At 61.2% G+C, this 12,337-nt stretch carries 9 protein-coding genes; 6 read left to right on the forward strand and 3 right to left on the reverse strand.

Annotation, left to right across the window (positions count from 1 at the left end):
• The first annotated feature begins 33 nt into the window (after nt 1-33).
• From DKY63_RS02275 to DKY63_RS02305, 6 genes are all read left to right on the forward strand, one after another.
• Entirely contained in the window at nt 34-474 is a 441-nt protein-coding gene (locus DKY63_RS02275) for a carboxymuconolactone decarboxylase family protein (RefSeq protein WP_110962615.1), read from the forward strand.
• A gap of 73 nt (nt 475-547) precedes the next feature.
• Complete coding sequence (locus DKY63_RS02280) at nt 548-1,531, forward strand: LysR family transcriptional regulator (RefSeq protein WP_110962616.1); 984 nt, start codon at nt 548-550, stop codon at nt 1,529-1,531.
• Nucleotides 1,532-1,709: 178 nt separating this feature from the next.
• Nucleotides 1,710-2,231: a GNAT family N-acetyltransferase gene (locus DKY63_RS02290; RefSeq protein ID WP_110962617.1), complete on the forward strand. Its 522-nt coding sequence runs from the start codon at nt 1,710-1,712 to the stop codon at nt 2,229-2,231.
• An 89-nt stretch (nt 2,232-2,320) separates the two neighbouring features.
• Nucleotides 2,321-2,815: a hypothetical protein gene (locus DKY63_RS02295; protein WP_110962618.1), complete on the forward strand. Its 495-nt coding sequence runs from the start codon at nt 2,321-2,323 to the stop codon at nt 2,813-2,815.
• A gap of 297 nt (nt 2,816-3,112) precedes the next feature.
• A complete protein-coding gene (locus tag DKY63_RS02300; RefSeq protein ID WP_110962619.1) occupies nt 3,113-4,786 on the forward strand; it encodes a nitrite/sulfite reductase in 1,674 nt (557 codons plus the stop codon).
• Nucleotides 4,783-5,262 carry a DUF934 domain-containing protein gene (locus tag DKY63_RS02305; RefSeq protein WP_110962620.1) on the forward strand — a complete coding sequence of 160 codons (480 nt, stop codon included), beginning with the start codon at nt 4,783-4,785 and terminating at the stop codon, nt 5,260-5,262. Before DKY63_RS02300 ends, DKY63_RS02305 begins: the two co-directional genes overlap by 4 nt.
• 144 nt (nt 5,263-5,406) lie before the next feature.
• Here the strand turns inward: DKY63_RS02305 and DKY63_RS02310 are convergent, their stop codons facing one another.
• From DKY63_RS02310 to DKY63_RS02320, 3 genes are all read right to left on the reverse strand, one after another.
• Nucleotides 5,407-7,779 carry a tetratricopeptide repeat protein gene (locus tag DKY63_RS02310; protein ID WP_110962621.1) on the reverse strand — a complete coding sequence of 791 codons (2,373 nt, stop codon included), beginning with the start codon at nt 7,777-7,779 and terminating at the stop codon, nt 5,407-5,409.
• Between the two features lie 206 nt (nt 7,780-7,985).
• Entirely contained in the window at nt 7,986-10,499 is a 2,514-nt protein-coding gene (locus DKY63_RS02315; RefSeq protein WP_110962622.1) for a fused MFS/spermidine synthase, read from the reverse strand.
• A 193-nt stretch (nt 10,500-10,692) separates the two neighbouring features.
• Nucleotides 10,693-12,267, reverse strand: coding sequence for an arylsulfatase (locus DKY63_RS02320; RefSeq protein WP_110962623.1), 1,575 nt, complete (start codon nt 12,265-12,267; stop codon nt 10,693-10,695).
• Nucleotides 12,268-12,337: the final 70 nt, after the last annotated feature.

The raw sequence follows: 12,337 nt of genomic DNA on the forward strand, positions 1-12,337 counted from the left end.
TTCAGATATCTCACCCGATTGCACAGGCCCGCCATGAACCCTCGACTGGACTATTACAGCGCTTCCCCCAAGGCGATGAAGGCGATGATTGCCATGGAGGCCCTGACCAGCAGCTTGAGCATCGAAGCGCCGCTGCTGCATCTGATCAAGATCCGCGCCTCGCAGCTCAACGGTTGTGCGTTCTGCACCGACATGCATTCGGTGGATGCCCGGCGCCTGGGTGAAACCGACCGGCGCCTGTACTCCATCGTGGTCTGGCGCGACAGTAACTTCTTCAACCCGCGCGAGCGTGCAGCGCTGGCCTGGACCGAAGCGGTGACGCTGCTGTCGGAAAACCATGTGCCGGATGACGTCTATGAACAGGCGCGAGAGCAGTTCAGCGAAGGCGAACTGGTGGATTTGACGATCGCCGTCACCACCATCAACAGCTGGAACCGCCTGGCGGTGAGCTTCCGACAAAGCCCAAGCACCTGAGTGGCTGTCATATCCGTTTCATGAATGATGCGCAGGATGGAGCTCCCGGTGATCGATCGACAGGGAGTCATCAATGTCATTCATGGAACCTGCTGGCCAGCGATACATCGCGCCATACCGCGCGTCTCTCGATAACACCTCTACCGACTGGCGAGCCCGTGCTTCAACGCTCGATCCGCTGTCGGCGCAGTGCTTCAGCGTCACTGCCCGTTGCGGCTGCTACATGCAGGCGGCGCGGCGTCTCAACATCAAGGCGACCCTGCTGCGCAAGCAATTGGCCCAGCTTGAGTCGCAACTGCATTGCGCATTGTTCAGCCCTTCGGAAAACGGCGTCGCCCTCAGCCGCGATGGCCTGCAATTGCAGGCCCAGTTGATCGCGCTGGCCCACGAACGCGATTTGCCTGTCATTGAACAGCCGCAGATACGCCTGGCGGTTGCCGAATCGATCCTGCACGACATTCTCGGTCGCGACCTGGTGGCGCTGCTGCGGCGCAACGCAAGCATTCGCCTGGACATCATCAGCCTGGACAGCGAGCTGGCCTTGCGGGCGGTGAGCGCTGATGTGGTTGTGTGGATGGCGGACACTAACGCGCCACTGTCGGGACCGAGTTTTGCCACCGCCGAACCCGAATGCCTGGCGCGGTTGGACTATCTGCCGCACATCGCCAAGCGCTATTCCCGGGCAGCCTCGCGCCCCGAGAGCCTGGATGACCTGGCCGACTTTCTGCTGGTGCAGTGGCAGCAGGAGCGCGAAATCGACAGCTTTCGACCGTGGAATTCGCTGGTCGATCAGCGCCTGGCGGGCGTCGTGCAGTTGCATGCCTATGGATTGATGCTGGAGATGATTCGATGCAGCGCCTGCATCGGCCTGCTGCCCGGGTACATGAGTCGCTTTGATCGCGGGTTGATCGGGCTGCCGGAGTTGTTCAACCAACCGATGCAGAGGCAGGTATGGATGGCGGTGAATGCCGAGTCCAAGGGCGAGGCTCAGGTTCAGATGCTGGTGGAGTTGATCCACGGCACCTTCCGTGAGCGGCGGGAGTGGTTCGAAAACTGACCCAGTCCAACTGTAGGAGCGAGCCTGCTCGCGATGTACGGCAGAACACCGCGGGGCGTCAGGCCGCCAGCGTTATCGTTGACGACCATCGCGAGCAGGCTCGCTCCTACAGGGTACTGCGGGGATTTCGCCAGCGTTGTAGAGTAACCGGCCATGTCTGCCTCAAGGATGAACACCCATGCCCGCCACCGAGCCCGTCATCACTCTCGAACGCCTCAACGAATCCCACATCGAAGGCATCACCGCGCTTTACCACGAGCCGGCCGTCATGCGTCAAACGCTGCAAATGCCGTTTTTGTCCAGCGAGATCTGGCGCAAGCGCCTGGCGGCGTATGACGAGCGGGTCGTACAACTGGTGGCGCTGCATCAAGGCACTGTCATCGGCAATCTGACTCTGGAACAGTTTTCCCGTATCCGCCGCAGCCACGCCGGCAGCTTCGGCATGGGCGTTGCGCGGTCCTGGCAGGGCAAGGGCGTGGGTTCAAAACTGCTGGCGGCGGCGCTCGATATTGCCGACAACTGGATGAATCTGCGTCGTGTCGAGCTGACTGTGTACGCCGACAATGAACCCGCCATTGGCCTGTACCGAAAATTCGGTTTTGAAACCGAAGGACTGTTGCGCGACTACGGCCTGCGTGAAGGCCGTTGGGTCGATGTCCTGAGCATGGCGCGCCTGCGGCAAAGGCCCGATCACAGCTGAACGACCTCCCGGCGATTGGTCGTACGCGAGCGGTGCGTATCTGCCATGCTGAACGTCCGCAGTTCGGCTTCAACCAAAGGAACATCGCAATGGACGACGTACAGCAACTGGGCGAGATGCTTCGCCATTACGCAGAGAGCGAAGCGCACAAGAAACAAGTGTTCGAGTCGCAATCGGCCATGTGGGCAACACGCATCGGGGAGTTGTTCGATCAGATCCAGCAGTGGCTGGAGCCGGTACTGATGCCGAACCTGTTGGAGGTCAGCCGCGAGCCGTTCGTTGCGTCCGGGCCGAGCGTGCCGGTCGAAACGTCGACGTTCAGGACCGAGAAGCTGTCCATTGTGATTGCTGGCAAACCGGTGGAATTCGTGCCGGATGTGATGGGTGCCGGTGGGCAGATTTCCATCGCAGTGATGGGCTTTACCGCCGCCCGGTATGGCAGCGTTTCCCTGGTTTGCGCGCCACCGTCCAGTGACTGGCAGTGGCGCAAGACCAATGGTTTGAAGGACCCGGACACTTTTGCATTCGATGCGAATTTCCTCGCTCAACAGCTACAGAGCCTGATTCCTCGCGAGCGCAGCTGAATTCTCCGAACAACACACCCATCCCCTGTAGGAGCGAGCCTGCTCGCGATAACGGTCAGTCAGTGACCACTGCTGTGTCCACTCATCGCCCCCTGATACGGTTTTTTTGCGCTTAAGTGAATCTGTAACGCACTGCCCCCCAAGTTCATAGTCACGCCAATCCCTGTAGGAGCGAGCCTGCTCGCGATGGACGTCAACGAAAACGCGATCTTCCTAAATGAACGCGTCGACCTTGATTCCATCGCGAGCAGGCTCGCTCCTGCAAAAGGGTGTGCCTAATCCTGATGAGGTAGCCAGATGTATCAGTACGACGACTATGACCGGGCGCTGGTGTTCGAGCGGGTTGCGCAGTTTCGCGATCAGGTCGGGCGCTACATGGCCGGCGAGCTGAGCGAAGAAGAGTTTCTGCCATTGCGCCTGCAAAACGGCCTGTACCTGCAAAAACACGCCTACATGCTGCGGGTGGCGATTCCCTACGGCACGTTGAGCGCCCGGCAGATGCGTACGCTGGCGAGCATCGCCCGGGATTATGATCGCGGTTACGGCCATTTCACCACCCGGCAGAACATTCAGTTCAACTGGGTTGAACTGGCTGAAGTACCGGAGATCCTCGAACGCCTGGCCGCAGTGGAAATGCACGCCATCCAGACCTCCGGCAACTGCGTGCGCAACATCACCACCGAAGCCTTCGCCGGGGTCGCGGCGGACGAAATGATCGACCCGCGTCCACTGGCCGAGATCCTGCGGCAATGGTCGACCATCAATCCGGAATTCCTGTTCCTGCCACGCAAGTTCAAGATCGCCATCTGCTCGGCCGAACAGGACCGGGCGGCGATCATGATGCACGACATCGGCCTCTACCTTTACCCGGGCAGTGACGGGCAAATGCTGCTGCGGGTGATCGTCGGTGGCGGACTGGGGCGCACGCCGATCCTCGGTTTGCAGATCCGCGAGGACTTGCCGTGGCAGCACTTGCTGTCTTACGTCGAAGCCGTACTGCGGGTGTACAACCGTCATGGCCGGCGCGACAACAAGTACAAGGCGCGGATCAAGATCCTGGTCAAGGCGTTGGGCATCGAAGCCTTCGCCCGGGAAGTGGAGGAGGAGTGGCAGCACCTCAAGGACGGCCCGGCACAACTGACACTCGAGGAGTACGAGCGTGTCGCCAGTGCCTTCGTCACGCCGCACTACCGTGAACTGGCCGGCACCGATCTGCAGTTCGGTACCCATTTGGCGCAAAACCCGGCGTTCGCGCGCTGGGTGCTGCGCAACGTGCAGGCGCACAAGGTTGCGGGTTACGTCAGCGTGGTGCTGTCGACCAAGCCCGGCATCAGCGCGCCACCGGGTGATGTCACCACGGCGCAGATGGAGGTGATTGCGAACTGGTCCGAGCGTTTCGGCTTCGGTGAAATTCGCATCGCCCATGAACAGAACGTGGTCCTGCCGGACGTGCCCAAGGCGGACCTGTTCGCGCTGTGGCGCCTGGCTTGCGAGCACGATCTGGGCAGCGCCAACGTCGGCCTGCTCACCGACATGATTGCCTGTCCCGGTGGCGATTTCTGCGCGTTGGCAAACGCCAAGTCGATCCCCATCGCCCAGGGCATTGCCGCACGCTTCGAGGACCTCGATTACCTGCACGACCTGGGCGATATCAGCCTGAACATCTCCGGCTGCATGAACGCCTGCGGTCACCACCACATCGGCAACATCGGCATTCTCGGCGTCGACAAGAACGGTAGCGAGTGGTACCAGATCACCCTCGGTGGTGCCCAGGGCAAGAACAGTGCATTGGGCAAGGTCATCGGCCCTTCCTTCAGTGCCAGTGAAGTGCCCGGCGTCATCGAACGCATCGTCGAAACCTTTGTACGTTATCGCGAAAGCGAAGAACTGTTTGTCGACACCGTGCAGCGCATCGGCCTTGAACCGTTCAAGGAATCGGTCTATCCGAAAGCGCTGGAGGTGTCGGCATGAACAATCTGTTGCGGCTGGAGGAGGGCGTGGCAAGCGTCGACACCGGGGATGCGTGGATGCTGGTCAGGGATCTGGAGGCGCCATTGCCGGTGGGGGCATTGATCTTGCCGCTGACCAGGTGGCAGGAAAATCCGCAGCAGCATGCCGTGTGGTTGGGACCCGACGATGAAGTGGAAAGCCTCCAACCGTGGTTCGCTCAATTGCCTTTGATCGCGCTGGATTTTCCCAGCTTTCGCGATGGCCGAGCCTACAGTCAGGCCTACCTGCTGCGCACCCGATTGGGCTGGACTGGCGAGTTGCGGGCCATCGGTGACGTGCTGCGCGATCAGCTCAGCCATATGCGTCAGTGCGGGTTCGACAGTTTCGCCGTGCGCGAAGACAAATCCGCCGAGGATGCGCTGAAAGGGCTGGCGGGGATGAGCGTGTTGTATGGGCGTTCGGTGATTGAACCGCGACCGTTGTTTAGACGGCGTTAAGCGCGGAAATTTCAATAACTGTACTGACGCCATCGCGGGCAAGCCTTGCTCCCACAGGGTTTGAGTCGGTCACAAGTTTTGTGTTCACCAATAACCTGTGGGAGCAAGGCTTGCCCGCGATGGGGCCATTGGATCAGCCCCCGATCATTTCAACGCCGGATCTCCCATGTTCATCTTCTTCCAGCCCTGCAACAGCACCTGCGCCTTGGGCTCCTGGCCGTTGTTGAGGTAGTACTGGATCAACGCCAGGCGTGCATTGCGGTTGGTGGGATCGACTTTCAACAGCCGTTCAAGCTCGTCGCAGGCTTCAGACACCTTGCCGCTGTCGTGCAGCGCCACTGCTAGCACATAACCGTATTGCGCAGTCTGTGGTTCCAGTTGCGCGGCCTTGTTCAGAAACGGCATAGCCTGCGAGGATTTACCGGCGCGTACCAATGACAGGCCCTGGGTGTGTTGCAGCAAGGCAGCGTCGGGGTGTTCTTTCAGGCCTTGCGCCAACAGCGCCTGCGCCTCCTCGTTGCGACCATTGGCCTCCAGCCATTGCACCAAAGTAACCAATGCCGGGTAGAAGTCCGGATCACGCTTGAGTGCGGTTCGCAGCAGCGCTTCAACTTCGTCATTGCGACCACTGGCCTGATACAGCAGGGCCAGGTTGAGGTTGGCTTCGGCGCGTTCGAGCAGGCTTTTCTGCACTGTCTCGTACTCGGCGATGGCACTGTTCCAACGGTCCTGCGCAGTGCCCAGGCCGTTGCGAGCCACGCTGAGCAGGTCCCGTGCCGCCGCGATACGCACGGCTTTCACCGGATCGCTCAGCAACGGCGTGAGCAGCGATGCGCGTTCCGGTGGCGGCAGGAACGCGCTGACTGCATGCACAGCGCTTTCACGCACCTGTGGCGCCGGATTGTTCAGGTCCTTGGTCGCCAGTTTCAGCGCCTGCTCACTGGGGTAGGCGGGCAACTCGTTGAGCAGGGTCGCCCGCTGGATCGCCGGCAGGTTGCTGCGTTGCAGTTGCTCGTACAGCGCTTGCGCCGCACCCGCCTGGCCGTTGCGGATCAACCACAGGCTCTCGTCGTAGCGTGGCGCTTGCGCCATGCCTGCATTGGCGGTGTTCCAAAGCTTGAACTGCTCGGTGACCTTGTCGCCGGCCTTGCCCTGGTGGCAGGTCAGGCAGGCGTCCGGCGTGCCCAGTTTTGCAGCGCGCTCCGGGTTGGGGATGCTGAAACTGTGGTCGTGACGGAAGTCGTTACCCATGTAGAACTTGCCGGGCATGTGGCAATCCACGCACTGCGAGCCCGGTTGACCCATGGTGTGGCGGGTGTGCTCGATGGAGTCGTAGTTCTTCGCTTGCAGGCCATTGCCGTCGACACCTTCCACTGTCGTCTTGCCTGCCGTGTTATGGCATTGCAGGCAGACACCATTGCCCGGCGCCTTGAGCTGGGTGCTGTGAGGGTTGTGGCAATTGCTGCAGCGCACGCCCTTGTCGAACATTTTGCTTTGAGCGAAGGAGCCGTGTTCGAATACCTCATCCTTGATCTTGCCGTCCAGCGCATACAACTCACGGGTCAGTGGGCTGGGCAGGTAGTCGTCCATCAGGCGCTTGCCGACGGTAAAACCATCGCCCAACGGCGCGCGGCGGGAGTGGCAGCGGGCACAGGTTTCGATTTCGACGGTGGCGTTCTTGTCCTTGAGGTCGACGGCAAAGCCGGCGTGGATCAGATCGGTCTTTTTCGCCGTCCATTCCAAGTGATTGGAGGCCGGACCGTGACAGGCCTGGCAACCGACCCCGAGACTGTTCCACTGACTGTCGAAGGTGTTTTTTGCCGCATCGAAATTGCGCTTGTAACCGGTGGTGTGGCATTCGACGCACATGAAGTTGGCGTTCTGGCTCGGTTTGCTCCAGTGCAGCGGATCCTTGAAGGTCACGCCCTGGCCCGGATACAGGTGAAACCAGCGCTGTTTCTCGGTATCCCAGGCCACGCCCAGGGCTTGCAAGCGGCCATCGCCGACTTCGATCAGGTATTGCTGCAACGGTGCGATGCCAAAGGTGTAGGCGACCTTGAAGTCGGCGTTCTTGCCATCGATGCCGGGGGTGTTGACCCAGAAGCCGTCGTCTTTGCGCGAAAAACGGGTGGTTTCGTTTTCCGCCTTGAACGTCACGTTGTTGAAGTCACCGAGCATGGTGTCGGCGCTGGCCGCCTGCATCGCCAATTGGTGGTGGGAGCCTTGCCAGTCCTTGACCTGGGCGCTGTGGCAGCCCTGGCATTGTTGCTCGTCGACCATTTTCGCCGGTGCTGCTTCGGGCACGGCGGCCACCGGTTGCGGCTTGGCCGGTTGCACGGCGGGTTTGCTCACGGGTGCCAGAGGTACCGGAGTCGGCTGGCTGGCGAACAGGAACCAGCCGATGCCCGCGACGGCCAACAGCAGGATGCCGATGGTGACGGGAAACAGGTAACGGTTGATGAGGGTCGGTTGCGAATCAGGGTTTGCGGTTGGCGCTTTGTTTTTATGTGTCGGCATTACGACTTCCGTAGTCAAGGTACGCGTTCATGCTCAATGCAGCTTTGTCGGATGTTATACACCTGTCAAATGCCGACATCCCACTGTAGGAGCGAGCAAGCTCGCGATGGACGTCAACGATGATGGGGGAAACCTGACACCCCACGTTGTTCTTGAGTCCATCGCGAGCATGCTCGCTCCTACAAGTAACGGTGTGGTTTGCCGTTTCATTCCCCGACAAACCACCGGTAATACGGATTCCCCCCATCACCGGCCATCACCTCGCGAATATCCCGTCCCCAGGCATCGCGATCGCCGTCATAGGCATGCAGGCTCGCCCGATAAAACTGCATCAGGCGCTGGCGGTGTGCATTCATGCGCTCATTGAACGCCGCATCGGCATTCACCAGCGGCGGAGCAATGTGCAAGTCAAGCAACGCCGGCAATACCCGGGTGATCTCCTTGGCCCGCACCCAGGGCGCGTATTCGATCCGTGGTTGGTCATCGGTCACGGGCGGCGCATCGGCGGCAAAGCGTTGCAGGCCGTCGCGGTCTGTCACCCAGGTGGCGAGCAACGCAGCGGCCGAGCCGATACCGACATCCTGCAAGGTGCTGCGTACGCTGTCCTGCTGGAAGCGCTGGCTGATCTTGGCCGCATCCAGCTCGATGGGCTCGAGCGAACCGACCAGCAGCATCTCGTGGAACTCGCTGGTCCACACGTTGGCGTAGGGGAACACGTCGAGGAAGCTGCGCACCAGCGAGCGGGAATCGTCGATGTTCTGGGTCGGCAGCGGCAGCCACTGGGCGACCAGGCCTTGTTTCTGCAAACGGCTGGCGGCCAGTTGGTAGAAGTCCCGGGAATACAGATTGACCACGCCGGCGGCGGAAGGCGGAGGCGGTTCGAGGGTGATCAGGTCATAACGTTGCGGGTTGCGCAGCAGTTCCTGGCGACCGTCATGCAGGCGTACATCGACGCCAGGGTCGGCGGCGGCATTGAAGTTGCCCTTGAACAACGGTGCGGCCTTGACCACCGACGGCAGCAGTTCGGCGACAACGCGATGTTCCAGACCGGGGTAGCGGGTCAGGGCGCCAGCGGTGATACCGGTGCCGAAGCCGATCACCAGCGCCGAACGTGGCTCGCCGTTATGAATCAACAGTGGCAGCAGTGCCTGAATCCGCATGTAGCGCAGGGACGGCATGGCATCGCCGGTGTTGGAAACCCCCTGGATATACAAACGCTGGAACGTCTTCTGGCCGCGGCCCTGGCTCACCACGGCGACAGTGCCGCCGCGTCCTTCTTCATAAAAAGTGAGGGTGCCGTTACGGGCGCCGGGCAACAGGCTGGCGAGCTTGCCTGTCGGGGTAAAAACGGCGACGGCCAAGGCCAGCAGGCCGATGGCAACCACCGCCTGACGTCGACCTTTCCTGACCCCGTGGCCCTTGCGTACGGCAAAGTAGCCAATGCCGGCAGCGATGATCGCCAGCAAACCCAGCGTACGCACCAACCCCAGCAGCGGAATCAGTACAAACCCGCACAGCATCACGCCGATGATCCCGCCGAGGGTGTTGAACGCCACCACTTCACCGACATTGCGCCCCACGTGCTCGCGCCCGACGCTCAGGCGCAGGGCCACGGGAAACGCCGCACCGAGCAGCAGGGTCGGCACGAACACGATGCTCAGGGCGGCCACCGCAAAGCGTGCGCTCATGCCCAGCAACTCGCTGCCACCCAAGGCCAGCACCCAGGCTTCGAAGGCGCTCTGCGCCAGCACCAGCCAACGGCCGAGCAGGGCGATTTCCAACAGTGCAATCAAGCCGGCGCCGGCAATCAGCAAACCGAACACGCCCCAGGGATCGCGCAGGCGATCGACCCGGCGGGCGAGCAGGGCGCTGCCGAGGAACAGCCCGGTCAGGTAGGTCGCCAGCACCACCGCAAAGGCATAGGTGCGGGTGCTCATGAACTGCACGATCGATTGCGACCAGACCACTTCGTAACCCAGCGCCACGCCGCCGGCAATCGAATACAACCACAGTGCGAGGCGATCCGGTGCCTTGTCCGCGTGGTGTTTGACTGGCGCCTCGCTCGACAGTGGACGCTGGCGCTGGAACCACAAGGCCCCGGCGGCGGCCAGCAGGTTGAGCATCGCCGCGAACAGCGCGCTGCCGCGCACGCCGAGGGTGGCAATCAAGACGAACGCGGCGAGCAGGGTCCCTGCAATGGCCCCGGCGGTGTTCGCCGCATACAACTGGCCACCGGCCTTGCCCAGTTGCTGCGGGTCGCTGGCCAATGAACGAACCAGCACCGGCAGGGTGCCGCCCATCAACAAGGCGGGGATGCCTACCAGTGCAAATGGCAGGATCCAGGCCAGCAGGCTCACGTGTTCTTCCAGCCAGGCAAACGGGCTGGCCGCCAGGCTCATGGCGAAGGTCGCGCCGACACCGAGCACCGCCACCAGCACCTCCAGCACGGCATACAACAGCACCGGCTGTTGCAAACGGTCGGCCCAACGGCCGAACCACAGGCCGCCCAGGGCCAGGCCGGCAAAGAACGCGCTGATCCCGGTGGTGATGGCGTACACCTCGACGCCAACCACGAGTGACAGTTGCTTGATCCACAGCACCTGGTACACCAGCGCGGCGGCGCCGGAGACGAACAGTAAAAGGCTGGGGATCAACAGCGCCGGGGAGGCGGCGTGGGTGGCGGGTATGGCCGACGACTTGCTGGCGACACGTGAGGACATTGCCGATTGCCTTGTTCCGGTTCAAAACATTGGCGACTGCACCGGCCTCATCGCGAGCAGGCTCGCTCCCACAATAGATCTTCGGTGCGACAAAAATCCCTGTGGGAGCGAGCTTGCTCGCGATAGGGCCGATACGGTCTCCAGTGAAAAATAGGGCCGCTCGCCGATCACGGCGAGCGGCGGTCAAGCGGTCTTACTTGGCGGCTTTCATTTTTTCCTCGATTTTCTTGTCAACGTCAGCCTGGATCTGGTCGATGCTGAAGCTCGCCGGGCGTTGGCTAGGCGGGTAGTCGACGAAGGTTTGCAGGAAGGCTGCGGCCTTTTGAGTGGCTTGCATCAGCAAGTAGTCGTTCTTGGTCAGCCAATCATAGTATTGGTCAGACACAACGTCGGCTCGCTCATACGGGTCCATGCGCAGGTTGAAGAGCTTCGGTACCCGCAGGCAGGTAAAGGGTTCGCTCCACACCTTCAGGCCACCAGGTGCACGCTGCTCGCAATAAACGATCTTCCAATCGCCCATGCGCATATTCACCAGCTGACCATCATCGCTGAAGTAGAAGAACTCGTTACGCGCACTCTTGTCGGTCTTGCCAGTCAGGTAGTCCAGCTGGTTGTAACCGTCCAGATGCACCTTGAAGTTCTTCCCGCCGACATCAGCACCCTTGAGCAGGCGGTCCTTGATGTCGGTATCGCCCACCGCCGCCAGCAAGGTCGGGAACCAGTCGAGCCCTGAAAACATCTGGGTCGACACTTCGCCCGGCTTGACGTGACCGGGCCAGCGGATCATCGCCGGTACCCGGAAAGCGCCTTCCCAGTTGGAGTTCTTCTCGTTGCGGAACGGCGTGGTCGCCGCATCCGGCCAGGACCATTGGTTCGGGCCGTTGTCGGTGGTGTAGACCACGATGGTGTTGTCGGTGAGCTTCAGGTCATCCAGTGTCTTGAGCAACTTGCCGACGTCGCCGTCATGCTCAAGCATGCCGTCGGCATAATCGTTGCCTGGCATGCCACTTTGGCCCTGCATGGATTCACGTATATGAGTGAAGGCGTGCATGCGAGTGGTGTTCATCCAGACGAAGAACGGTTTGTCCGCCTTGGCCTGTTTCTCGATGAACGCCTGGGCCGCCGCCGTGGTTTCGTCGTCGATGGTTTCCATGCGCTTTTTGTTCAGCGGGCCGGTGTCTTCGATCTTGCCATCGGCGAAGCTGTGGATCACGCCGCGAGGCGAGGCCGCCTTGACGAACGCAGCATCATCTTTTGGCCAGTAAGGACGCTCCGGTTCCTCTTCGGCATTGAGGTGGTAGAGGTTGCCGAAAAACTCGTCAAAGCCGTGGTTGGTCGGCAGGTATTCGTCCTTGTCACCCAAGTGGTTCTTGCCGAACTGACCCGTTGCATAGCCCTTGGCCTTGAGTGCCTGGGCAATGGTCACGTCCCTGGCCTGCAAGCCCACCGGCACGCCCGGCATGCCCACCTTGGACAGGCCGGTGCGCAGTGCGGACTGGCCGGTGATGAAGGTCGAACGTCCCGCCGTGCAGCTGTTCTCCGCGTAGTAGTCGGTGAACATCATGCCTTCTTTGGCGATGCGGTCGATGTTGGGGGTCTTGTAGCCGACCACGCCGAAAGAGTAGGCGCTGATGTTGGTCTGGCCGATGTCGTCGCCGAAAATTACCAGGATGTTGGGCTTATCGGCGGCCCCGGCTGTCGCCGAGAACGCCATGACCGAAGCCGCCAGCAAGGCCGCCTTCGGTAACCACTTGCGTATGCCAGTCATAGGACTTGCTCCTTTTGCTCGCTTGCGTCGCGTGTTGCGACAACCGTTTGTTGCGGTCCTGCTTACGCTT

Origin of the sequence: Pseudomonas putida (assembly GCF_003228315.1) — a bacterium.
Taxonomy (GTDB): Bacteria; Pseudomonadota; Gammaproteobacteria; order Pseudomonadales; family Pseudomonadaceae; genus Aquipseudomonas; species Aquipseudomonas putida_S.